We start from the raw sequence: 24,685 nt of genomic DNA on the forward strand, positions 1-24,685 counted from the left end.
GGTCAGCCTTCGGGGCCGCAGACGGGGACGTCGATGGTGGGGGTGGGATTGTCGACGAGGGGTTGCACGGGCACCTGCGCGTGCCCGTGCGCCGACGTCGGTTCGGTGAAGGTGACGTCGACGCTGACGGACTCGCCGGCCGGGATGCGTACTTGGGTGTAGACGACGGTGTGGCCGTCGAGTTCTCCGGTGGAGTAGAGGGTAGGTGCGCCGTTGACGCTGATCTTGTCGATGGTGGCGCCGCGGGTGAGGGTGAATTGGACGTTGGCGAAGTTGGTGCCGCGGGGCAGGTTGGCGCGGGTGGCGCCCATGGAGCCGATCACGTAGTCGGGCAACGACATGTCGTCGAGCGTGTTGGTGAGGGTGATCGAGCCGGTGGACTGCCGGGTCTTTCCGGTACACGGCCCGGAGGTGTAGCGGATCTCGCGGCGCAGGTAGTAGTCGATCTTGTTGCCGGCGACGTTGCCGATGGTGACGTCCATGTACGGGGCCGACGAATCCGGTAGCTGGTGGCCGAGATTGGTGGTGTCGAGGATGCGCTGATCGTCGGGGTCGGTGCTGTAGACCATGATGCGGCGTTCGTGGACGCCGCGGCCGAGCGCCTCGAGGAGTGCGCCCGTGTCGCCGTGGGCGTGGCCGAGTTGGGTGATCACCGCCTGGGAGATGCTCTGCAGATACGCTTTTCGGGCGTCATTGTTGTCGGCGAACCGCTGATACGAGGTCGAGAGAGTGATCGGCACGACGTTCTCGGCGGTGATCTTCTCCCCGTCCGGCAGGGTGACGGGGCTGGTGACCTTGAGGACGTAGCTCAGGGCGATCGGGTCGAGCGCGACCGCGCCATCGAGTTGCTGACCGGTTTGCGCCTTCCAGTTGGCGATCCAGATGCGGGCGGCGTCGGGGAAGTTCGGGCTGATGTTGTTGTTGCGGTTGTCGGTGTAGGCCTTGGTCCAGTCGTAGAGGTCGTTGAAGTCCTGGCCGAGGTCGATCTGTCGCTGCGCCGGGTTTTCGAGATCGGAGTTGCGGCCGAGTTCCGGTGTGGTCAGGCGCCCGTTGGTGGCGTTGAGGATGCCGAATCCGCCGAGCAGTCCGCCGGTGGCGCGTGCTTCCGACGGCGTTTGCAGTGCGAGGAAGTAGTTGCGGGGGCCGTCGCCGCCGAGCATCGACGGGACCAGTTGCGAGGCGATGTGCGTGCCCTGGACCGTACTGTTGGCGTCGTCGATGACACCGCCGAGCTGGTTGCGCGCGTCGGCGACCGTCCCGAACCAGCTCGGGTCGATCCCGGCGACCCGGTGGGTGATGGCCGCGGACTTGCCGGCGATCACCGCCAGCTGCGGTTGCGCATCGCGAAGGGCAGCGGTGTTGATGGTGTCACCGGACCGCAACTTCGACGGATCGAGCACCGACGACAAGTCAGCCGACGGCACGAGGACCTGCGACGAGTAGTCGGCGACGGCACTGCTGATCTGCTGCACAGAATCCAGCGGATCACCGAGCCACGGAATCGCGGACGCAGCAGACCACACCACGCCATGCGTCCGGTCGGACGCCTTGCCGGCCTGGTCGGCAGCCGATTCCGCCGACTGTTTCGCTTTGGTCGCATTGCCGTCCAGGATGGAAGTGCGTGCCTGTTGCGCGTCCGTACGCGCGGCCTCGAGTTCGCCCTTGACCTTGAATGCCGAATAGCCCAGCCAGCCGAGAGCAATCAGGAGCAGCAGCGCGACGACGATTCCGACGCCGGCCCAGAGGATGCGGCCTCGGTACCAGTGGTTACCCGCCTCCTCAACGGCTGCGGAACCACTGTCTCCTTCGCCAGGTGCGTCCGCGGCCGACGGCTTGCCGCGGTCCTCAAGCACCGCCAGATACGGCGAACCGATAACCGAACCCGCAAGCCACGCCGCGACGATCCCTGTTCTCGGTTCGATCTCAGCGTATGCCCGCTCAAAGGCCTCTTTGGGCTGTCCGATGGGGTCGGATATATCGAGGTCGGGAGAATTGGCATCGATGCGGGATCTCGAATTCACGATCTCCGTCAATCCGACGTCTCCGAGATCGCGGACCAGCTCGACAAATTCGACGAGGGTGAACATTCGCTTCCACCGCGAGGGAACCATCTGCTGACAAGCCGCGCGGTGCTCCCGAGTCATGGTAAGAACCAGATCTGCCGACTCCGCGATCTCTGCCCGCAGATGGCGGGACTCGAAGATAGACGAATCGAATCCGTGCTCCTCAAGGACCTCAGCCGACAGTGCGTGCATCGGCTGTCCATCCTGCGCGCCGACGCCAGCGCTGCCACACGCCACTCGGACGCGACCGGCAGCAGTCTGTTCGTTGAATACCCGCTCCGCCAGGGGCGACCGGCACACGTTTCCACTACATACAAACAGCACGGTGAAGGGTGGATCCGCCGGTCCATTCCCGGATGTTGTCGACGCGTGATCCCGCACCGCTACTCACTCCGCCCCTCGAGGCCGAAACCAGATGCGCTGAGCGCCGCTTCACGCGACCGCACCGAAAGGCCATCCAACGCCGACAAATTGTGATCGGCGCCTCAACGAGACGCCCACCTCTCGCACAGACCACGACGTGGCACTCTGTGCACAGAAGATATCCCGCCTGCGTCCAGCGCACAATTCGAGTCCCAACGCCGCGACGGCAGAATCACCGCTTTACTCAACCACCGCTACCATCGATCGATCGGCGGGAGATCTGGCGGACGAGCGACTCGCTGGGACAAGCATATCGAGACCCGGCGAAAGGCACCACGACACATGCCCGACATGGGGGTACAGCACGACGCGCCACGGCCTCACATCCAAGCCTCCCAAGGAGAATTTCAACTGTTCAGACGACACGTCGTCCAGCCGGGACTACTGCTGAGGCGCGATCCCGTTGGACGTCATGTGGTACCTCTACTCGCCGCCAAGTGCACCGCTGCCAGCCCGGCGAGGCGCCACTGATCAGTCGAACTGCGACAACCCTCTTCAGCCAACCACGAGCATGTCGAGTGCGCCTCAGTCAAATACACGTCCACCCGACAGCAACCCGCGCCTTGAGCCCTTGGGTGACCAAACAGAACTCGTCGACATGAACAACACCCGTTCCATCGCAGTCACCGCACCGCACACTCATGCGTCAAACCAATAGATTGAGGACACATGACTGCGTTCCGGGCACCGATCTAGCTCAGTTCAGGACAGCCAATCCCCCGAATTGTGCCGGCTCTGAGCGCAGTCTAAAATCTTGGCGTGCCCGCGCCCGATCCACATTATTGCAAGCAGTGGCAAACCAAGCGCCACATACGGGGGGCACTCGTCTTCGACAGATGTCTCATTGGGCCACGGCGCGGACGTCAGAGAAGAGGCGAATGCGACCACACCGACGCGCAGCAACCGAACGGATTCAATATGGGAAACCAACCCCGGTTCGGCCCCTCGACGCCACATAAAATCGGCATCCACCGAACACTCGACAAAGGCGAAACAATCCGGTACGCGAACCCACTCCAGAGAATCCGAACGGCTAGGACGCCACTCAGCGAGCCATGGAGGCCCTACAAGATCTGTCTAGACGAGAGCACCAAGGAAACCTCACAAGCAAGAGCATCCCACCTACCGAACCAAGATGTCTCACTGTAGCAGCCTTACCCGTCCCGACTCGGAAGAAACACTATGAAACAAGCCCAACGACCACGCGTCGCCGTAATCGGAACCCGAGGCTACCCATCCTTCTACGGTGGATTTGAAACGCTCCTCCGGAGTCTTATCCCCTACCTCGCCGCACACGACTGGAATGTCGACGTATATTGCCGTCCAGAAGTGGATCGACTACCCACCTCAGAGCAACCCGAAATAGACGGGGTTCGTCAACTGTTTACTAGCGGCATCGAGACTAAAAAGCTAAGCACGTTGTCCTACGGATTCACCTCGACAATCAAGGTCATATCTTCTCGATGCGAACGACCTGAAGCGGCACTTATAATGAATGTCGCCAATGGCTTCTGGATTCCCCTACTACGGTTAAGGGGAATACCAACCGTCGTCAACGTCGACGGAATCGAATGGGAGCGCGCAAAGTGGGGCCGGCTAGCGAAGGCGGCGTTCCGGCTTGGAGCCCAACTAACTGCGACCTATGCCACTGACCTCGTATTCGATTCAAAGCACATCGCAAAAATATGGGAGAGCCAGTTTTCAAGGTCAGGAAACTTTATTCCCTATGGCGCAACCGAGTCATTCGAGGTACTCCATGACACGAAATTTGCCAAGGGGACGTACGTGCTATATGTTGCACGGCTTGTACCCGAAAACTCTATAGAACCATTTATCGACGCAGCAACCACGATTAGCAGACACCACCCGGTCGTTGTAGTCGGCTCTTCTGGATACGGCGGAGAAGTCGAGAAGCGCCTTGAGTCGATCGCGCGCCACAACGACAACATCCATTGGCTCGGACATATCCGTAACGATTCAGAGCTGTTCTCCCTGTGGGCCAATGCTGGAGTCTACTTTCATGGACACAGCGTAGGCGGGACCAACCCCGCTCTCGTCCAGGCGATGGCTTGTGGTTCTGCAATCATCGCCCGAGACACTCCGTATAACCGGGAGGTCCTTGAAGACGGCGCTCTGTATACAGAGCCAACGCCTGAAGGGATAGCGAACACGATACTCCAGGTGATGCGAAATGACACGCTCAGGACTGAACTGTCTACCAAAAGTCTAAGACGACAAAAGAATGAATATACGTGGAACTCAGTATGTGCTGACTACAACGACGCACTGCGCCGAGCGGTCAAGGCCTCACGAGTCCAGCCAACACGGTAGTCAATGTAACCCGATCATGCCTACCGAGGAACGCGATAGAAGCGGTCGCAAGTGATGCGTCAAACACAAGCAACCCGTGTAGCCAATTCAGGCGCAAAGCGTCTGCAAGTGCCAATCCGTAAGGAATCAACCGTGAGAACCAACGAGAACGTACTTCGCATATGGGAGTCACTTCGTTCGAATCACCTTGAGATCCTCGGCACGTGGACTCCAGGTGAATTGATTTATCGGGAAACGATGTACGACTATCAGGCCGACCTTGCGAACGGATTGAATGTGCGACAGGCGTCCCGAATTGGAATGGCCAAAGCAATACTCACCACGAAAGCTGACACAATAGAACTAAACGAGCCGCTCATGGTGCGGGCATGGCCATCGCTCGTAGTCCAAGTTGCAGCTATTCGAATTGCCCGTCGCGCCCTGAGGCGTGATTTTCGCGTAGTGACTTACGCAATCGAAAACCACCCTCCGAACCAGACAGTCGGCAGCTTTCTCGGAATAAGCGCAAAATCAGTGCCAGTCATGCTGCTTGTTCGTACCGTACTCAGGTTTATCACTGGTCCAGTTGATGCGGTTGCCTTCGGGAGTGGCGCAGCAGAAGACAACTATTCGGCCTTTGTTCGGTGGCATCAGCGCACCGAACAGCTCACAGTACTCGAATTGCCCGCACCATGCACCTGCACATCCGCTACGGGCACAGCCTTAGAAGATTCAAATATATCAAATGACAAGAACGGTGTGCTATTCGTAGGTGAATTCTCCGATCGCAAGGGGGTCCGCAAGCTTCTCGATGCATGGGAGTCTACCCGCCGCCACGACACATCCTTGACCATTATCGGAAAAGGTCCACTGGAGAAAGAAGTAGTTAATCGAGCGAAAGTGCGCAATGACATTGTCGTGAAAATTGACCCGACAAGAAGCGAAATCCATCAGATGTTGTGGGACGCGAGGGTAGTTGTGCTCCTGTCTCGTCGCGAGAGACGATGGCGGGAACAGCTCGGTCTGCCAATAGCGGAAGGGCTATCGCACGGATGTTCGATCGTGTCCACGGACGCGACCGGGTATTCGTCCTGGTTACGTCACCATAATCATGAAATCGTCTCAGAAGACGCCAGTCCAAACGACGTCGCGAACGCTATTGAAACTTCAATTCTCAAATCGGATTCGGCTAAGACGCTGGCCACTCTCCCAACAACCGACATTCGAAAAGAAGTAGATACTTGGCTACACCAAACTCGACTCAGAGCGGTGACAGAACTGGCAGATCCACTCAGTGAGCCACCAACCAGGCGATAGCATCCATAACCCGACCCGCATAGGCCTCGGTACTAAACTTTTGACGCCAATAGTCACGCACTGACGGAGCCGTTGCCGAAGCTATGGCGACAGCTTCCTGGATCTGCTTTGCAAAGAGTCCGTCTGCACTCAGATACTGGACGAAGAACCCATCGACATAGCCTTCCATACCGCGCACATCGCTCGTCAGAACTCGCAGCCCTGCTTCCAATGCGCCAACGGTCACCATATGCCCTGCAGCACGTCCGCTATCAACCAGGGGCAAAAAGACTACTTCGCAACTCGCAAGCAGCGGCCCGAACTTTTCGGGTGTAACCTGCGGCATCCTCGTGACATTACAATTGCCGCGGATTTCGGAATCTGGTCCAGAACCGTCCGCAATGATTACTTCCGTCAGGTACCCAGCAATCGCCAATTGCTCAACCAACGCTTCTACGAGCGCCGGATCCCGATCAGAGGTTCCACCAACAAATATCCTTGCTGGAGCCGCCTCGTTTCGTACGTCTGCAGACCTGGGATAGCCGAATGTATTCCCATAGAGAACTGCCGTAGAATGCCCTCCTGCCCCGTTCCAGATACTCGATTCGATATCGACAAGCGTCACGACAGGATTCGTGCCAATCGCACGACGCAGCAATTTCCAGGTTCTCCCTTCAGGAGTCGAATAGATTCCGGTGACGGCAAACTGCGATATACCAACAAGACGAAGCGCAACCGCAGTCCACGGATTCGCGCACAAGTACGGCGGGCCGGCTCGTCCTAGCCGCGCCATCATCGCGAGAAGCAAAGAATCAAGACCGATGCCGAGGGACCGCCGCCCGAATCTCAGGCCGCTAGGCGCCGCATGCTTCCAGCGAATCTCGGCACCAACTCTTGGGTCAGCGAGCCATGCATCGACCGATAGTTGATGAGGAGCGCCCATCGTCAAGAGAGTGAACTTGTCACTTGAATTCAATTCGAAACCTCCTCTAACAGTTGCACCCAGTCAGCCGTTGAATCTTCCAGCAGGACACTTTTCCTTTGCGTGACCCATTCCCGTCCCGATGCAATTGCGAATACTATCGCCGCACCCCATTCCCGAGTCGACGCAACATCTCGCACCAGTAAGGGGCTGTCACTCCCGAGTAAGTCAACGAGACTGGGATTCCTGCCGCCCACCACTGGCACACCTAGTTCGACACACCTGAACGCAACACCACTCTGGTAGTAGCGGGTATAGGGGATCAAAACCACAGCAGCTGAACATAAGAGTGCATCTACTTCCGATTCCGGCACAAAACGATCGTCTGTTTCCCAATTCGGCACATCTGGCCAGCCTCGGCCGACTATTTGCAGCCGGAAGCTTTGTGAGATGTTCTGGCCCAGTCGTCTTAGAAGCTCGACGTCTCGGTCCGGCTTATATTGACCGAAAACCAGGACTAGCGGACGCCCACATTCTGCGCGCTTCACCGAACCACCGGCAGTATGTGAGCTAAGCGGATGACGAATTTGAATTGGTCGCGCGCGCACCACAGACGCTACTTCGTTACCGGCAAGCTCACTGTGGGTGACCACGGTGACGCCGCGAAGTACTCTAGCCGCGCGAACAGACAGGCGTCCATAGCCGATGGCTCGTACTAGGGGAACTGGGTCGTGAATCACCACGGCGGTCCTCTGACCGCCAAACAACCGAGCGAGAAAGAGGTCGAAATACCCCAGTGGCGGCCACGTCACGAGGACACAGTCGGGAGAATCGAGGCGTGCTAGCACGCAAGCCCAATAGACACGTGCAAGCCAACTCAAGCGGCCGTAGTCGGCCGCAGAGGGCTCATGGATCGCGCGAACCGTAGTATCTATGCCGCCGCGGCACAACTCGTCCTGCAACGCGCCCGAGTAGTGCGCGAGAGTCGCACCAAGCGGGTTTACGATCGACACTCTCGGGTGGAGACTTCGTGGCGTAGACCGAATCACCGAATTAGATTCTTGCCACCCACGGTAGATCGTTCTAGGTGAAATCGGCACTTCTCGGCGCTTCGACTTTGCGATCACCCTTCGCAGTATCTCATAGGGGGCCGCGGCGGCACGGGAGAGGATGCTGCCGTGGCGCGCTTGCAATATTCTCGTATTTCTGACTAGATAGAAATCAGGAATACCATTCGAGCTCTGCCAAACCTCCGCGGTCGGTACCCACGCAACCTTCCAACCGCGCAAATGCAAACTGAGGTGAAGATCAACTTCCTCCATATACAAGAAATAGTCTTCTCTCATTGGATTATCGCGGATAGCGTCAAATCGGTAGACGATGAAAGCTCCGTCTAGCCACTGTCGCTCAGTCGTCCCTGGCAACTCCGTCTGAGGTTGTTTGGATTCGACCTTGTGCCCGAAGTGACGCGGAAGCTTGAGATGACGCGTGAGATATCCTCCTTCGGACCAGACTTGCGAACTACCGGCCCAACCGTCCGTGACGAGAGTCGGACCTACCGCGGCCAGTCTTGGATCATCAGCCAACTCAGAGACGAGAAGGCTGACGGCTCCAGGTTTTGGTCGAGACTCGTGGGTCGATACCAGTACGTAGCGCGGAACACAACTTAGATCATCGTTAAGTACCGCTATACCGCGATTCACCGCTGCCGCATATCCACAGTTCCGAGTTGTGACAACCCTGATACCTCTGCCGCCGAAGACCCTGTCTAGCTCATGGGTGACAGCCTCATCCTCACTATTGTCAACTACGATAATCGATTTACGATTGAACCCTTCCGAAACGAGGGATGAAACGGTAGCGCCGATGGTTCCAACACTACGGTGATGTACCACGACGGCCGCGACTTTTTCTAAGTCCATTCTGTCAGTTCCATTTCGTCTGCAATCCGTAAGAGGACGATTTCCGAACGGTCAGGTTCTCAGCGATGGCCCGCAGGATCCCGCGGAATCTCATCATATTTGTGATATCCAGACAGCAATCAGGGTCAGTACGGAGGCCAATGCTACCGCCCACCCCCGCCACTCGCGAAGCAGATGAAAGAACATTAGTGCTGTCAGCGCGTCGATCAGTGCGTATGCACAGAGTAGGACTAGAATATTTAACGAGCCGAACTGCTCTGACATCACAACCGACACCACGATCAGCGGAACAACTATTATCGAGACCTTTGCAGCACTGGGGCGGAGGAATCGAAACGACATTCGCTGCGCTATTGCAGCAATACCCGATGAAACCAACCAGATCGCGCTCACAGCAGCAATCGCGAACCACTCTCGTTTCCAGATCCACATCCCTGCGGCGAGGGCAGCCCCTAGAACGCTCAACATCGCGACCGAGAAGTTTATGAATCGACGGACAGACGTTTTTGAAGATGTGTTCTGATGAACCATAAGAGGGAGGACGGAATTGATAAAGGTGCCGGAGACTGATGCCACTAGCTTTGTAGGTAACGTCAGGATGGTAAGTGTCGTTGCGGGAAGCGTCAGCGATACAGATTGAATTATCGTCAGGCCGCCGTAGCTAATTCCAGATTTTGTTAGGAACCAAGCCGGCGCTGAGTACTTTTGGCCTGATGTATCTAGAGATGCTACTGCCGCGTGTCCAATAGATTTGTAATCGGCCACTACGGCAAAAATGCTGTTACCTAGTAGCAAGGCAGTGACCATAGCAATCACGGCTGTGCTCGAGTCTCGCCACGGCAGCATGAGGCTGATGGTTCCGAGAAGATTTGCAGGCAAAGCAACTGCCGCCATAAGCATGGGCGATCCGATGGATTCGGCGAGAACCGCGCGGTACCATAGCCGTACCTGTGCTAGCGCATTAATTCCACTCAGTACTGTGATTGCCAGTACTGCGGTTGTCATCCGCCCGGTCGCCCATATCCAGACACCTCCACCGAGGATCGCCAAGCAAGTACCAACGTAGGTGATCCTACGTATCACCTTCACGGACCTAAAGGTAGCTCTCTCATTATTCAATAGAAGCGGATAGAGAAGTCCCACCAGGATGACTTGGATCGGCATTATCCCTAGGTTGAAGAAATAAAAGTATGCATCAGTCGCGTTAGAGGCACCGTGCCTCCAGAGCAACGCAAATAGCTGTACGACGCCAATCGCTTGAGACAAGGCCGACAGAACCGGGGCCCGAAGCCTAGGGTCCAACATCACGTCCCGCCACGTCGAGTGGTCTAGTCGTATCGACTTTGTGAGTCCCCGCGCAGTATACTTCGATTCATATACTCTTCGGGGATTTTGGACGTTATCCGCACCGGTTCTATGAGAAATGAGGCACCCCGATATTTTTTACACTTCGGTAAGGGTTGGCCCTACGCTGGATAGAAATTGCGATTGTCACTCGAACTACTCTATTTCACGCCGGATTTTGTTGCGGAATGGTCGAGATCGATCGCGCTGACTGCCGACGTGTCGCGTACGTCTACTCCGTAGCCGTAGCCATATCCATATCCATACTCAGATCTCTTTGAAGCAGCCGCATTGAGCACGACGCCGATCGACTTGGATATTCCGGCACGAAAGCTCGCCAAGCATTCGTCAAACTCTGCCCAGGTTGTTACTCCCGCGCGCGCCACCATAATTACGGCATCGACGTACTGGCCCACGACCATGGCGTCCACTACCGGAAGAATCGGCGGACTATCGACGATTACGTGTGAATATTGTGTACGTAGCTCGGAGAAGATTGTGCTTGATCGGATCGATCCGAGCAGTTCTGCTGGATTGGGCGGGATTGGCCCGCTCGCGAGCACCTCTACACCGTCGATCTCTGTTTTCTGGACCAAGTCTAGAAGTGACGCTTCTCCACGCAAGAAGTTGGTGATTCCGACTGAACTCGAGACGCCCAGACGGTCGGCAACCGAAGGTGAACGTAGATCGGCATCTACGATGACACACCGGCCTCCTGACTCGGAAAGCGCAGCTGCCAAGTTGATCGCGGTGGTCGTTTTTCCTTCGCCCTTTTTTGCGCTCGTTACCAGAATGGCTGTAATTTCTGCGTCTACGTCGGTTAATATTAGGTTTGCTTTTAGCTTACGATAGCTTTCAGCAAGAGGCGATATGTCGTTAGCGAAGGTTGATGCCCTATAGGACGCCATATCCTTCCTTTGTGGAACTGATGTTAGGAGAGGCGGCGCGCCAGGATGATTGACAATCTGATCCGCCGTTCGGATTCTTGAGTCGATCCGGATCGATAGATATGCAACGATCAATCCGATGCAGATTCCGACAGCTAACCCGAGCAGGCAGTCGTATAGTGACTTTGGACTCACGAGAGCAGAATCAGAGGCTGGAGTGACAAGGGTAAGCTTTGCTACAGGCTGTCCACCACCAGGTGGTGTTTCAATTATTGCTACATAGTTTGCCATAGATTTGGCCGCCGCGTTTACCAGTTGGACTGACGTTTCCCGATCACCCGTGTCAGCGCTGATGGTAAGGAGGACCGTTTCTGGCTTTGTTGTCGCCGATAGCGCCTTCGCGGCGTCAGAACGGCTCATATTGAGCCTCGCTTCATGCAGGGCGCCGGAAATCACGGCGTCAGAAGAGACTAGTTCAGCGTAGGATGCGACTCGTTGCTGGGACGCCAACGATCCCTGGTACGCGCTTTCGCCATTTGAGTCGGGGGCCGATGTCACGTACATCGTGGCCGATGCACGATAGACAGCCGGCTGAAGCCCCGACAATAGCAACGCACCCGACCCGCAGATTAGCGCCGACAATGCAATTATCCACCAGCGGCCCATGAGTGCCGCTATGCTGGCCCGGAGTGGGTCTACGTGTTTCTCGTATCGCCAAGTTTGGTCACTCACTATTACCGCTCCTCATCTACTGTGCATATTGTTCAGCCGGCGGCAAAACCAGTGGCTGAAAATTGGAATTCAAGTGCTATTCCGCCATCGCGAATTGGAGGAGCTTGAGATCAGATCACTACCCGATGTGCGAAGTCGTCCACTCGGCAGAGTCGCAACTTCAAGATGTTGCGTGCGTCCGCTGACGCGTGCAGTTTCAACGTGTACTCAGTACGCTCCGTCCTTCGCCAATACGGCCCTCGATGTACGCCATAAGATCGCGAGGTCCTGCATAATCGACCAGTTTTCCACGTACGAGAGATCCAATCGCACAGACTCCTCCCACGACAGATCGGACCTGCCGGATACCTGCCACAGTCCGGTGATGCCGGGTTTGACCAACATGCGTCGGGCCACACGACCGTCGTACTGCTCGACCTCGTCGGGCAACGGAGGGCGTGGGCCGACGAGACTCATGGTGCCGCCGAGGACGTTGAACAACTGCGGAAGTTCGTCGAGGCTGTAGCGGCGGATGAGGCGTCCCACGCGTGTGACCCGGGGGTCGTCGCGCATCTTGAACAGCAAGCCGGCTCCCTCATCGAGGTCGGCGAGCTTGTGCCGGTGCCAATCGGCGTCTTGCACCATCGAGCGGAACTTCCACATCAGGAACGCCTCGTTGTTCAGCCCCACCCTCGTCGCCTTGTAGAAGATTGGCCCCTTGCTGTCGGCCTTGATCGCGATCGCAACAGCGACTATCACAGGTGCCATCAAGAGAAGGGAAAGGCCAGCGCCGACGCGGTCGAGCGCAGCCTTACGAAATCGGTTGGCGCCCTCATACCGCGGCTTGTCGATGTGCAGCAGCGGCAGGCCTGCGACCGGGCGGACCAACATGCGCGGGCCGGCGACATCGGTGACACCTGGCGACACGAGCATCTCGACGTTCATGCCCTCGAGATCCCATGAGAGATCCTGCATCACTTGGTGGCCCAGCGCTTCAGAACTGGTGATCGCCACGGTGGTCGCTCCCGTGTGGACGACCGCTGAGGCGACGTCATCGAAGTCGCCGAATACGGGAACCATCTGGCTGCCGATGCGAAGTTCTTCCGGTGTCGTCCGGCGGGTTGGCGGCAGGCACACACCGACCACGTCATACCCCAGGGACGGTGCGGCGAGGAAGCGCTTCACCAATGGCGCCGAGGCCTCGATCGATCCCACGACGAGCAGCCGTTCGAGATGGCGAGCTCGAGTCCGCTGCCGGGTGAGACGCTGACGCCAGCACCACCGCTCCAGCAACAATCCGAATGTGCCCAGCGGCAGGGCAAGCAGCAGAAAGCCGCGAGCGATGTTCAGCCGGAACAGCAAGTCGAGCATGGCCAGCACGCCGAAGACCGACAGACAAGCGGTCACGACGCGGCTGTACTCCTCTGGTCCAGAACCGATGACCCGGCGGTCGAGTGCGTGGAACGCCCTGAGGGCAAGTAGCCAGGCAGCCGCGAGAGCCACTGACACCACTGCTGCAGGAAACCCGAACTTTCCGTTGGCCTCGAGTGGGTCAGCCGTGCCGAATCTGGCGATCTGCGCGACGGCTATCGACGCGACGACGATGACCGCATCGCTCCAAGCGACTGTTCTCAAGTAAGAGTGCACCCACGACCGAGGTTTGGGGTCGCGCTGATTCTCGGCTGCGGCTTGCAGTCGAGTATTCACGTGTGCGTCACGTTCAGCGGTCACGGCACGCTCCGCACGTTCCAGCCGAACGCAGTCACCGTCCGCATGACGCGCCCCCCTCTCGAAGTGTTGAACTCGTTAATGCACCACAGTCCGCGAGCTACATCAGTCTGGGATGCCACTGCCGAAGAGGCTACGATGCCTGTCCGACAACTTCCGCGTCGAACACGTACGAAAAGATAACCCCCCACACGTCCGGCCACAATCGGGGGGCGACCTTTTCACCCTAGGTAGTTCAATCGTCCGACATGCGCAGCCTGCTCACCATGTGTCGGATAGAAGACATTGGGCTACAGTCACTCTCGCGCTCAGTTTCGCGGTGACAACTTCCGCTACGCCTGACACACGCCATATCCTGAAACGTCAGTGCAACATTCCCAAGCGTCCGGTTACGCAGATTCAACTGAACGGACTACAGTGCGCTTAGTTTTTCAACCTAAGCGCGGTGCAGTATCCCGAATATCATAAGGGCCTTAAGGTGGCGTAGATCACAAGTGTGCGGCACAAATACTCCATTGCAATCCGTGCCCGCATGTGCGCCAGGGACTACCATCCCTTGCGGACGGCACGCCACAACAGCGACGTACGATCGCCGCGGTACTGAAGGCTGTTCTGGGGTTCCCGGTAGTCTGCTCAGCAGCGGTGCGCCGGTGCGCCCAAAACTGATTGCGCGCGAAGCCGTCCGATGCGCGGCCCGATCTGCTGCTGGTTCCGCGGACGGCCGATCAGGCCGGCGGTGCCTCGATGAGCAGTGTGATGTGAGTGGTCGCCTCGGGGTTGAGCCGGCCGATCACCGAATGCTCGAACCTTCTCGCTCGAACAGAGCCGTCAGATAATCCCCGTACCCGGACTTGCGGAGTTTCTCGGCGCGCGCCATCAGTTCGTCGTCGCCGATGAATCCCTTCCGCCACGCGACCTCTTCGGGCACAGCGATCTTGAGGCCTTGGCGCTGCTCAACGGTCCGCACAAAGTTGCCGGCGTCCAGCAGTGAGTCGAATGTGCCGGTGTCGAGCCAGGCCGTCCCACGCGGCAGCACCCGTACGTTCAGCTTGCCTTGCTCCAGGTAGTGGGCGTTGACATCGGTGATCTCGTACTCGCCACGCGCACTCGGCTGCAGGTCACGGGCGATCTCGATGACGTCATTGTCGTAGAAGTACAGGCCGGGAACGGCGAAGTTCGACTTTGGCTCGCGCGGCTTCTCCTCGAGCGACACCGCGGTGCCGGCGTCGTCGAACTCGACGACGCCGTACGCGTCCGGGTTGGCGACCCAGTAGGCGAAGATCGAGGCCCCGTCGAGGTCGTCGAAGCCCTCCAGCTGGGTGCCGAGCCCGGGTCCGTAGAAGATGTTGTCGCCGAGCACAAGTGAGACGGAGTCGTTGCCGATGTGGTCGGCGCCGAGCACGAAGGCCTGCGCCAGACCGTCCGGGGACTGCTGCTGGACGTAGGTGATGTTGACGCCGAATTGGTCACCATTGCCGAGGAGCCCCTGGAACGCGGCGGCATCCGACGGGGTGGTGATGACGAGGATATCCCGGATACCGGCGAGCATCAGCGTGGACAGCGGGTAGTAGATCATCGGCTTGTCGTATACCGGCACCAGTTGCTTGCTGACCCCCTGGGTGATGGGATGCAGCCGCGAACCGGTGCCGCCGGCCAAGATGATTCCACGCATGGCCAACATTAAAGCGCGCTCGTCCGACAAGCGCTCGCTGGGCGCCTTCTGGTCGAGACGGCGTTCACGTTTCTGGCACTGCGTGAAGCTGTTGCGCCTCAGCAGAAGCCGCGAACGCTGCCCGCACAAGGAGTGATACACGGCACATAACAAGCCGCGGGCGCCTGGCGACTCGGCCATTCTCTGTAGTCCGATCAGACCAATCCGCTCGCCGACTGTCGCTGACCTGAACTTCGTACATGTACAGTTGCCGCTTCAGTGACTAAGAATTTTGATCATTCATCCCGATTGACTCGCCGGCGCCGACTGTATGGCGGGGGCGTCGCTGTGGTGTCCGTGGCCGTCGCACTCTCCATCGTCGGTGGCGTCGGCAAGGCTGCGGCGGCCGACCCGACGGTCGTGCGATCCGGCTGCGAATTCGCGAATCCAGCCGACGAGGCCAACCACATCCAGACCTGCAAGGTGTGGTCGGAGTCGATGCAGCAGTATGTGATTGTCAAGGTCCGACCGTCGGATCAGCAAGCCGGACAGCAGGAACAGGCAGTCTACTTCCTCGGCGGTGTCAACGACGGCGGACAAAACAACGGAAATTCGGAATACAGCACAAAGTACAACCTGGTAATGATTCAGGGCAGTACGAGCACGTGGTCGTCGAATTGGGAGTCCCAACCCGTCGACGCCGACGGCCATCCCCTGACCACGTCGGACGGCAAGCCCTACGATCCACGGTGGGAGACCTTCATCGGGGAAGAACTCCCCGCCTATCTGAACACGAACTTCTCCGTCGACGAGTCCGACAATGCGATCGTCGGGCTGTCGATGTCGGGCGGGCAGGCCGTGAACCTGGCGTTGAAGTATCCGAATGTGTTCAAGGTGGCGTTGTCGACGTCGGGGTACTACCAGACCGACAACCCGCTCGGATGGCTCGCCGTCCCCTACATCCTCGCGACGCGCAGCGGCATCGCGAACGGCTTCGACGGCATGTGGGGCAATCCCTTTGCTCCCGGCAACAAATGGGCGGCCAACGACGTGGGCGACAACATCGGCTCCGCGAGGGACCACGACCAGACCATCATCGTCTCCACCGGCAACGGGATCATCTCCTCGCAGGCCGAGCTCGACGAGCTGCTCACCCTCGGCCACGGAGAGCCGACCGAGGTGCTCGCCGGCGCCGGACTCGAATTCGTCTCCTTCCTCTCCGCGCTCTGGCTCAACGCGCAGGCGGTGGCCTTCGATCTGCCCGTGAAGTTCATCTACACCTCCGGCGGACACACGTGGGTGCGGTGGAACCGGACCGCCGCCGAAGAAGCAGAGCAGGTTCAGGACGCCCTGACGAAATACGAGGTACCCGACACCTCCACGCCGGCCCGCGACACCGCTGCCCCATCGGCTTCGGCTGCGGCCCCGGTTGTCGCGCGATCGGAGCACGCCGATGAGTCGGTGACCGAAAGTGTTGCGCCACAGACCACCAACGCGGTGACCAATCCGCCGTCGACGCCGGCGCCATCGACCCTCGACACGACGACGACGCCCGCACTGGCGACGACCACCGAGTGCGGGACGACCGCAGCTGCCACCACGGACACAGAGGCCTCAGCGGAACCTACGTTGGACGAGTCCACAGCGGACGCGGTGGAATCTGAATCACCGGCGATAGTGTCGACCGCCACTCCCATCGCTGCGCCGGCGAAGTAGTTGCGCTGTGAGCAAGCCATGAGAGCTTCGACTGGATCGATATGGCAGTGATCAGCGACAATCTTCGAGTGCCTACATCGGTTGACCCTCTCACGCCCACTCTCGCCGCCATCCTTTGTATCACCGTCGCCGCCGCCGTCGCTGCGTTTCTCGCGACGCGGCCCCGTGCAGCCTTCGCAGTATGGATGCTGACGCTGGCTTGCGTTCCCTTCTGGTTTCAGTTGCCAAGCCTTCCTATTCCGCCAGCAACGATCGCATTTGCAATAGTTGCCCCCGCGATATGGGTTAATCGCCCAATACAGAAGAAATGGCTGCTCGCCGATTCACTCCTTTCTGGAGTTATCCTACTCGGGATGATCGCGCATATCATTATAGACTCACCAAGATACGCCATTACGGCTGTAATTCTACAGTGGATGACCGCCTATCTAGTCGGCCGCCGCCTCGCGCTGGTATGCGGATGGCGGTATACCAACGACTTACTGGCGATCGTGGGCGTAGCGGCAGGAATGTGGTCACTCATCGAGTATTTCGCGCACTGGCATGCGTTTGAAGGCACCGGCAACGTCAATGCGAGTCTTGGATTCTGGGCGGAAATCCAGTTGCGCGGAGGTGTTGCACGCTCGGAAGGTGCGTTCGGTCATGCGATCGCCCTCGGCGGGTTCCTGGCAATGACGATACCTTTCGCCTTCACCTATAGTCGCCGAAGTCTCCGACTTCCCTTCGTCGCGATAGTCTTTGCTGGCATCCTCTTCACCTTGAGCCGAGGACCGATACTGTCTGCAGTGCTCGTCGTAATCATGTCACTCACAATGCTCTCATCGCGAGCGATTGGCGCATCGGTGCGTGCCTTCGGGATCATTTTATCTATACTCGCCACCATCATTATCGCTCCAAAGGTAATGAGTCGATTTTCTTCCCTCGACAGCGAGCTGAATCCGAGCACGGACTACCGCGAGAATCTCTGGCATCTCATTCCCCACGATCTAGTCTGGATCGGGCAAGCGCACCATGTTGGCGTCGACAGTCACGGAAGGTCGCTCTACCGGGAGTTCGGCTCAATCGATTCGACACCGCTGTTGATCGCCCTTGACTTCGGGTGGATCATCGTATTATCACTAACCATCGGGATGTGTGTCATTGCCCTCCGCACCATACGGGACGGAATCCTCGGGCGCACATCGCCCGCGAGCATCGCTTTGGTCGGACAGATTCCGACACTTCTCACAGTCGCCCTCATTACCCAGTATGGGGCGGCCGTCTGGTTGATGGTCGGCATAGCCGCTGCACAGCACGCGTGGCCTTTGGCCGGACAGCGTTCGTTGCGTCCCACTGAGCCGGAACCGTGGGAAACGGACCGGCGGGCGTTAGACGCTACCCACCGACGGGAACCTGTGCCCGTTGACATTCAGACTCCACACATTCCGGTCTACTAGCAGAATGGGCCTACGCTTGTGCAGATGACGACCCCGCACCTCATCACCGCCACCGACCTCCACAATCGTCTCGGCGATCCGGCGTTGCGCATCATCGACGCCACGGTTCTTCTGAGCTTCGATGCCGACGGTGCGCATGTCGAGTCCGGCCGGCAGAGCTACCTCGACGGGCACATTCCGGGAGCGGTGTTCGTCGACCAGGCCGATCAGCTGTCCGATCCCGACGAAGAGGCTCCGTTTGCGGCGGCGTCGTCGGCGCGGTTCGCCGAGGCCGTCGGGGCGCTCGGCGTGTCCGACGACTCCGAGGTGGTTGTCTACGACACCGTCAACGGGATCTGGGCCACCCGCCTGTGGTGGCAGTTCGGGTTGGAGGGCTTCGACAATGTCTCGGTGCTCGACGGCGGTTTCGCCGCGTGGACGGAGGCCGGACTCGCCACCGAGACCAGTGAATCGCACTACCCTGCTGCCCATTTCACCGCCCGTCGACGTCTCGAGAAGATCGCCTCGACCGACGCCGTGCGCGAGGCGACCGGCGACTCCTCGGTGCTGCTGATCAACGCCCTCGACCGCGACACCTTCGCCGCCGGCCACATTCCGTCGAGTGTGAACGTCCCTTTCGCCGACCTCGTCGACGACGCCGGACGACTCCGGTCCCTGCCAGAGTTGCGGGACCTGTTCGACTCCGTCGGGGCCCTGGACGAGAATGTCGCGCCGGTGACCTATTGCGGCGGTGGGATCGCGGCGACGGCAGCTGCTTTCGCCCTGCAGGCGCTCGGCCGTGACGATGTCGCGGTGTACGACGGCTCGATGAACGCGTGGACGGCCGATCCCGGACGAGCGTTGGAAAAGAGTTGAGTCCCTCTATTGGTCGCTTTCCGACATCGGGACAGGTCGCGGACCGAACGGGATCGGCCCGATTCGCCCGGTTGTGGTCGGTCGAGTCCGATACGATCCAGCACACCGCGTCATCCACTACCGACTCGAAAGCATGTCGCATGCCTCATCTGTCCACGGCGCTCGGCCGTGCGCTCATCGCTGTCGTGTCGTCGCTGGCGGCCGGGCTCGTCGTGTGTACGGTGCCGGCATTCGCCTCGGCCGCGCCGGTGGTGCCCGACGTCGGGGCGGGTCTGGTGATCTCGACCAGTCCGCAGCCCGGGCTGTGGGGGCATTGCGTGCTCGCCGGCGCCGGACGCGACAGTGCCGGCACACGGTTGGCGTGGACGTCGGGGCATTGCGCGTCGCTCGGGTCGACCATCAAGACCGCCGACAAGAAGACGGCGTTGGGGACCGTCATCGCCCGCAAGACATTTACCGGCGAAGGCGCCCTGGAACCCAACGAACTCGACTACGCCCTGATCCGGCTCCGCCGCGGAGTGCACATCGGGCCGGTCCCCGGATCGCCTATCGTCGCCACCCGCATCGGTGAACCGCGCACCGGCCAGATCGCCTGCAAATACGGGGCCGGCGCCGTCTTCCCCGGCGAACGCTGCGGCGTGATCGGCCGCATCACCCCGATCGAGTTCGACGCCTTCGCCTTCTCGATCTTCGGCGACTCCGGCGGACCGGTGTACACCGACCCACACACCCTCATCGGCATGGTGTCGCGGCCGGCGACCGTGCCCTTCGTCTCCAGCACCATCATGACCCGACTCACCGGCGCCATCGCCGATGCCCGCGCGGGCGGCCACCTGCGGGGCCAGTTCCAGCCGATCGCGTAGGGCTCCGGGCGCGGCCTTGCGGTGAACACTCTTGGGGTTCTGCATCAACCCGTGCGGCTTTTTGCGTCACAATTGGGCGCATGCCGACGACATCCACGCAGAACCTGCGCGTGCACCAGATCGTCGACGCCACCATCGACATCCTCGACGACGGTGGCGTCGAGGCACTCACCATGCGCCCTCGCAGCGCAACTGCACCTGCGGCCGATGGCCCTCTACTACTACGTGCCCACCAAGACCGCGCTCCTCGCGCTGGTACTCGGCGAGGTGATCAACCGGATCGGCTGGACCAGCTACAGCGGACCACCCCGCGACCGGATACTCGCCCAGTCACTCGACCTCCACCGGAGCCTGGCCGCCATCGAGTGGATACCCGACCTGCTGCACTACGGCACCACCGTCGCCGTACCCCCACTCGCCCCCGCCGAAAACGTGCTGTCGGCCTGCCACGACCTCGGCCTCGACGACGCCGAAGCCTTCGGACTCTGGCGCACCATCTGGTCGATCATCGCCTCCGAACTCGAATGGAACGCCAGCGCCCGGCTGCGGCGGGGACAAGAAATTCCGGACGTTGCGTTCAGCACCTCCGACGTTGCGGACTATCCCCATGCGACCCGAGTGTTTGGGCGGTGGGGTGAGTGGTCCTCGGGATACGACATCAAGCCCTACCTTGCGGCGTTGGTTGATGGGGTGGTGGATAAACGGAGGCGGAAGCGGTGAATCGTGCACTGACTCTATAAGGCGTGTGCTCTCGTACGTTCTCGGTTTCCTGTGTCCGGCCGCATGTCCCCGACAGGTCAGTCTGAGCATCCACTTGCGTCGAGAGTGCCCTCCGAGGCCGACTGTGGCACGTCACCGAATTGGACCGGGCGCCCCGCATCCTTGATATATCCCGACCATGAGTCGAGGTAGATCGGCAACTCCAGCCCGACGAGGGCCGCTGCCATCAGCACTAGTGCACTCTGAACCCCACCCCCGCAGTATGCGGCCTTACGGTGATTGCCGATCGCATTGTGACGCAAGAACCATCGACGTAGTTCGACGGTAGGCAGTAACGATCCTGCCGTGCCGATCAGGGCGCTTGCCGGCGCGTTTCGCGCGCCCGGAATGTGGCCGCCCTCGGCCGTCTGAGCGTTCCCGCGGAACGCCGCCTCGGGTCGAGCGTCGAGCAGGGTACCCACGCGCCCGATGTGCAATGCCTCATCGGCAGAAATGACTTTCGGTCGCGGTAGCGGTGTGGTCAACGCCGACGACGGCTGACTTCGGCCAGATTCCTGAGTAGCGGCGCGGTACGCCGGGAAGCCTCCGTCGAGTACCCGCACCGCGTCTACGCCCAAATATCGCAATATCAGCCACGCCCGGGCCGCGGACGGCATATCAGCCCCGTCACAGGCGTACACAACAATCGGCTTGGCAGAGGTGATCAATCGCTGCAATGACGGAGAAAAAGACCCGTTGCGAGGAAGCGGGAGGTGCCCCGTGGCGTCGCTGACCGTGCCCGCGAAATCATGGCGAACGTGAGTGAGAGACGCTCCGGGTATCAGGGAACCCATGCCGGACCTGTCCGCTGCCTCGGCATACGACTCGCCGTCCCTAACGATGCAATCATCACGTCGCCAGTTGTGTACTTCGACGAGTTCGATCTTCCCCAAGAGGTCGTCGATCTCAGACGGGCTGACCAGGGTTGCCGACCGTCTGGCCTGATCTCGAGCACGCTCGTCATCAATTCGCGCCAATTTCAACACTTTTCGTCTCCTGTTGGGGTGTCTTGATCTGCGGCCAGCCGCTAGCCGACGCCTGCATGAGGAACGAACACGATCGGCAACGTGTCCTTCACCAGTCGATAGATTCGGCATCTCCGCTGAAAGTCTTCAATCAGATCGGCGACTCGCGCATCTGTGGCACCGTCGATGAAGCACTCGAGTATCAACGTGCCGAGGTCATCGGAACGAGATGTTCTTTCCATGCGAGCGAAGATCTCCACGGACGCCGCTTCGTTCACCTGATCGCCCATGCCCTGACGAAACGAGTCGAGCGCACACGAGACGATCGCCGAAACGAACAGATCAAGGGCGCTGCCCATCTCACCTGGGCCCCCGGCCCGAACATTCGCGTCCGTCACGATGTCGAAGCCGGCGCCGCTGAGAGTGTAGCGACCGGTCGTGTCCGTGGTCCGCCCTGCGATGCCGCTCGCAACCACGACCTCCCCGGCCGAGTCGTCGGAGAATCCGTCGCCAACTCCAGGTCCGGCGGTGACCGCGGCGGTGACCGCTGCCCTGGCAGTCGGCGGTGTCCGGCCTGCCAACGCCAGGTACCGCATCGACTCAGATAGATTTTCTATAGCAAGCCGCAAATTTTCATTCTCCGATTCCAGGGCCGCGAGACGGTCATGAGATCGAGCGCCATCGGCGGCACCAACAGACCCAGCAGAAGCGCGACCCGGCGACTCACCGACGGCGCCGGAGCCGGATTCAGATCCTGTCGAGTCATAGGTATACGCACCGTCGTCGTACCGATTTACCCACTGCCACAACGACTGGTAGCCAACTTCGAACTCGGCCGCCACCTCCCGAAGGATCGACCGATTGCCGGGCTCGGCCCGGCGTCTCTCGAGCACCCGAGCGACCGCATCCCGGCGGATCTCTTGGTTGTAACGTCGTCTGTCGATAGCTATGCATCCTTCCTGTGCGGCGTGCGAGTCACAAAAATTCTACCCACACGACGTAAAACTCTGGTGGAAGTTCAGCACCTCTCCCTATCGTGAACCGTCCGCGAGTCACGTCCGTGCGGCACTCCTAGGGATAGGCCCGTCGACTGGGCCGAGAAGCCGAGGTTCGCGGGGCGTGGATGCCCATAAGGGTCTGAGTTCTGAGAAGGAATGCGATGAGACTGAGAAGCGCCGGCGCGCGAGTGCGTCTGGCAACGGTGGCTGTGCTTGTCTCCGCGGTGGTCGCTGCATGCGGGTCATCGAACAACTCCGATGGAGGAGACGCCTCACACCCACAAGACGGCGGGACGCTGAACATCGGATTGAGCGCCGACCCAGGAGGGGTCGACGCTGCGGTCGTCAACCAAGTGTGGCGGACCTCGGCGCGTGCGCTCTCCGACTCATTGGTCTTCTACAACCCCGATACAAAGAAGCTGGAGCCGTGGCTGGCCACCAAGTGGACCGTCGATCCGAATGCTCGGGTCTACCACTTCTGGCTGCGCGACGACGTCACCTTCCACGACGGAACCAAGATGACCGGCGAGGTGGTCAAGGAGAATCTCGAGAGCCTGAATCGCCCGGGGATCCACTCCAGCGCGAAGACGATCGTCGCGGGCATTCAGAACATCACGGTGCCCTCGCCTGATCAGGTTGTTGTCGAATTTGCCCAGCCCAATGCGGCTTTCCTCACCAACCTATCGCGTGCGTATGTCGGCATTGTGTCCGCCAAGACAGCTGCACTGCCGGTCACCGAGCGCCAAAAATGGTTAGATGGATCTGGCCCGTTCTACCTCGAAAGCTACACTCCGGGCCAAGAAATCGTCCTCAAGAAGCGCCCTGAATATCATTGGGCGCCTGCCTACTTCGGCCGCACTGGTCCTGCACGACTGGACAGTGTCGTCTACAAGATCATTCCCGAGGATTCGGTGCGCAACGGTGCAGTTATCGGAGGCAAGGAACTTCAGTTCATCTATTGGGTGAACGGCAAGTATGTTGATCAGCTGAAGGCCGCAGGGCTCAAGATTTCCGAGACGCTCAACCCCGGTACAGGCACGGAGGTCCCGGTCAACACGTCGGCGCCTTTCCTCAAGGATGTCCGAGTCCGCCAGGCCCTGCAGATCGGGATCAACCGCGACGAGTACGTCAAGCTGGTGTCGAAGGGATACGACAAGCCGGCCCGCGGTCCGCTCAGCCCCGCCAATCCCTATTTCGTCGACGAAAGCCAATACCTCAAATACGATCCGGCCAAAGCTAAATCGCTGCTAGACGCAGCCGGCTGGGATCGAGTGGGGTCGGACGGCATTCGCATCAACAAGCAAGGTCAGCGTCTCGTCTTGCGCGCCGCGCAGGACGACGCCGGGTGGCAGGCACTCCAAAGCCAGTGGCGCAAGATCGGTGTGCAGGTGGACCTCGATCCGCCCCTGGCGGCCGAAGCCAATCAAAAGCTGCTGTCCGGTGAATACGACCTCGCCTACTGGTACCACTCGACTCCAGATCCTGACCTGCTGCGCGCAAACTACGGCAAGATCACCGGCTCGAACCGGTCGTTCCTACCCGATGGCACTCTGGTCGACAAGCTGCTCCAGCAGCAGAACACCGTCATCGACTACAACGCGCGTAAGGCGATCGTTGCCAAGGCATCACAAGAACTGGTCCAGCAGGCGTACACGATTCCTGTCGTCAATGACGTCGACATCTGGGCGTACCAGCCAAAGCTGCATGACATCAAGGCCGTCGGACTGGATCAATATCTCTACAATGCCTGGCTCGCGAACTAGTGTCCCGCGCCGTTAATTCGTTTTAGAAGTCTGCCGAGGGATTCGAGTATCTCTTCGGCGGTCTTGGTCCACA

The 24,685-nt window shown here is 59.6% G+C and carries 17 protein-coding genes and 1 pseudogene; 8 read left to right on the forward strand and 10 right to left on the reverse strand.

From position 1 onward, the window contains the following. Window positions 1-2: 2 nt before the first annotated feature. On the reverse strand, window positions 3-2,444 hold the full coding sequence (locus ACPXB3_RS17390) for a DUF4012 domain-containing protein (protein WP_425728721.1): 2,442 nt from the start codon (window positions 2,442-2,444) through the stop codon (window positions 3-5). Between the two features lie 1,224 nt (window positions 2,445-3,668). Here ACPXB3_RS17390 and ACPXB3_RS17395 point away from each other — a divergent pair. Continuing rightward, window positions 3,669-4,817, forward strand: a complete 1,149-nt coding sequence (locus ACPXB3_RS17395; RefSeq protein ID WP_425728723.1) for a glycosyltransferase — start codon at window positions 3,669-3,671, stop codon at window positions 4,815-4,817. A 132-nt stretch (window positions 4,818-4,949) separates the two neighbouring features. After that, the gene (locus ACPXB3_RS17400) at window positions 4,950-6,113 is read left to right on the forward strand and encodes a glycosyltransferase (RefSeq protein ID WP_425728725.1); all 1,164 of its coding nucleotides are present in this window, start codon (window positions 4,950-4,952) and stop codon (window positions 6,111-6,113) included. On the opposite strand, the gene ACPXB3_RS17405 is transcribed toward ACPXB3_RS17400, so the two are convergent. From ACPXB3_RS17405 to rfbA, 7 genes and pseudogenes are all read right to left on the reverse strand, one after another. Then, window positions 6,088-7,035 carry a hypothetical protein gene (locus ACPXB3_RS17405; protein WP_425728727.1) on the reverse strand — a complete coding sequence of 316 codons (948 nt, stop codon included), beginning with the start codon at window positions 7,033-7,035 and terminating at the stop codon, window positions 6,088-6,090. The genes ACPXB3_RS17400 and ACPXB3_RS17405 overlap by 26 nt on opposite strands. 29 nt (window positions 7,036-7,064) lie before the next feature. Beyond that, on the reverse strand, window positions 7,065-8,936 hold the full coding sequence (locus ACPXB3_RS17410) for a glycosyltransferase (protein WP_425728729.1): 1,872 nt from the start codon (window positions 8,934-8,936) through the stop codon (window positions 7,065-7,067). A 93-nt stretch (window positions 8,937-9,029) separates the two neighbouring features. Further along, complete coding sequence (locus ACPXB3_RS17415) at window positions 9,030-10,025, reverse strand: hypothetical protein (RefSeq protein ID WP_425728731.1); 996 nt, start codon at window positions 10,023-10,025, stop codon at window positions 9,030-9,032. Between the two features lie 416 nt (window positions 10,026-10,441). Further along, window positions 10,442-11,623, reverse strand: a complete 1,182-nt coding sequence (locus tag ACPXB3_RS17420) for a polysaccharide biosynthesis tyrosine autokinase (RefSeq protein WP_425728755.1) — start codon at window positions 11,621-11,623, stop codon at window positions 10,442-10,444. Continuing rightward, window positions 11,624-11,833 (reverse strand): annotated as a pseudogene (locus tag ACPXB3_RS17425) (Wzz/FepE/Etk N-terminal domain-containing protein); the annotation flags it as partial. Between the two features lie 273 nt (window positions 11,834-12,106). Further along, window positions 12,107-13,585 (reverse strand): sugar transferase, encoded by a 1,479-nt coding sequence (locus tag ACPXB3_RS17430; RefSeq protein ID WP_425728757.1) that lies wholly within the window; start codon window positions 13,583-13,585, stop codon window positions 12,107-12,109. 811 nt (window positions 13,586-14,396) lie between these two features. Then, a complete protein-coding gene (gene rfbA / locus ACPXB3_RS17435) occupies window positions 14,397-15,278 on the reverse strand; it encodes a glucose-1-phosphate thymidylyltransferase RfbA (RefSeq protein ID WP_425728733.1) in 882 nt (293 codons plus the stop codon). 336 nt (window positions 15,279-15,614) lie between these two features. Here rfbA and ACPXB3_RS17440 point away from each other — a divergent pair, with 336 nt between their 5' ends. From ACPXB3_RS17440 to ACPXB3_RS17460, 5 genes are all read left to right on the forward strand, one after another. Beyond that, a complete protein-coding gene (locus ACPXB3_RS17440) occupies window positions 15,615-16,973 on the forward strand; it encodes an alpha/beta hydrolase (protein WP_425728735.1) in 1,359 nt (452 codons plus the stop codon). A gap of 41 nt (window positions 16,974-17,014) precedes the next feature. Continuing rightward, window positions 17,015-18,409 (forward strand): hypothetical protein, encoded by a 1,395-nt coding sequence (locus ACPXB3_RS17445; RefSeq protein WP_425728737.1) that lies wholly within the window; start codon window positions 17,015-17,017, stop codon window positions 18,407-18,409. Window positions 18,410-18,433: 24 nt separating this feature from the next. Further along, window positions 18,434-19,264: a sulfurtransferase gene (locus ACPXB3_RS17450; protein ID WP_425728739.1), complete on the forward strand. Its 831-nt coding sequence runs from the start codon at window positions 18,434-18,436 to the stop codon at window positions 19,262-19,264. A gap of 140 nt (window positions 19,265-19,404) precedes the next feature. After that, window positions 19,405-20,127: a hypothetical protein gene (locus tag ACPXB3_RS17455; protein ID WP_425728740.1), complete on the forward strand. Its 723-nt coding sequence runs from the start codon at window positions 19,405-19,407 to the stop codon at window positions 20,125-20,127. 153 nt (window positions 20,128-20,280) lie between these two features. After that, on the forward strand, window positions 20,281-20,847 hold the full coding sequence (locus ACPXB3_RS17460; RefSeq protein ID WP_425728742.1) for a TetR/AcrR family transcriptional regulator: 567 nt from the start codon (window positions 20,281-20,283) through the stop codon (window positions 20,845-20,847). Window positions 20,848-20,924: 77 nt separating this feature from the next. Here the strand turns inward: ACPXB3_RS17460 and ACPXB3_RS17465 are convergent, their stop codons facing one another. Together ACPXB3_RS17465 and ACPXB3_RS17470 are read right to left on the reverse strand one after the other, a co-directional pair. Then, window positions 20,925-21,983, reverse strand: a complete 1,059-nt coding sequence (locus ACPXB3_RS17465; protein ID WP_425728744.1) for a sulfurtransferase — start codon at window positions 21,981-21,983, stop codon at window positions 20,925-20,927. Beyond that, window positions 21,914-22,693, reverse strand: a complete 780-nt coding sequence (locus ACPXB3_RS17470; protein WP_425728746.1) for an OsmC family protein — start codon at window positions 22,691-22,693, stop codon at window positions 21,914-21,916. Before ACPXB3_RS17470 ends, ACPXB3_RS17465 begins: the two co-directional genes overlap by 70 nt. A gap of 317 nt (window positions 22,694-23,010) precedes the next feature. On the opposite strand from ACPXB3_RS17470, the gene ACPXB3_RS17475 reads away from it, so the two are divergent. Beyond that, complete coding sequence (locus ACPXB3_RS17475) at window positions 23,011-24,612, forward strand: ABC transporter substrate-binding protein (protein ID WP_425728747.1); 1,602 nt, start codon at window positions 23,011-23,013, stop codon at window positions 24,610-24,612. Window positions 24,613-24,685 lie beyond the last annotated feature (73 nt).

Source organism: Gordonia sp. DT219 (genome assembly GCF_049847065.1).
GTDB lineage: Bacteria > Actinomycetota > Actinomycetes > Mycobacteriales > Mycobacteriaceae > Gordonia.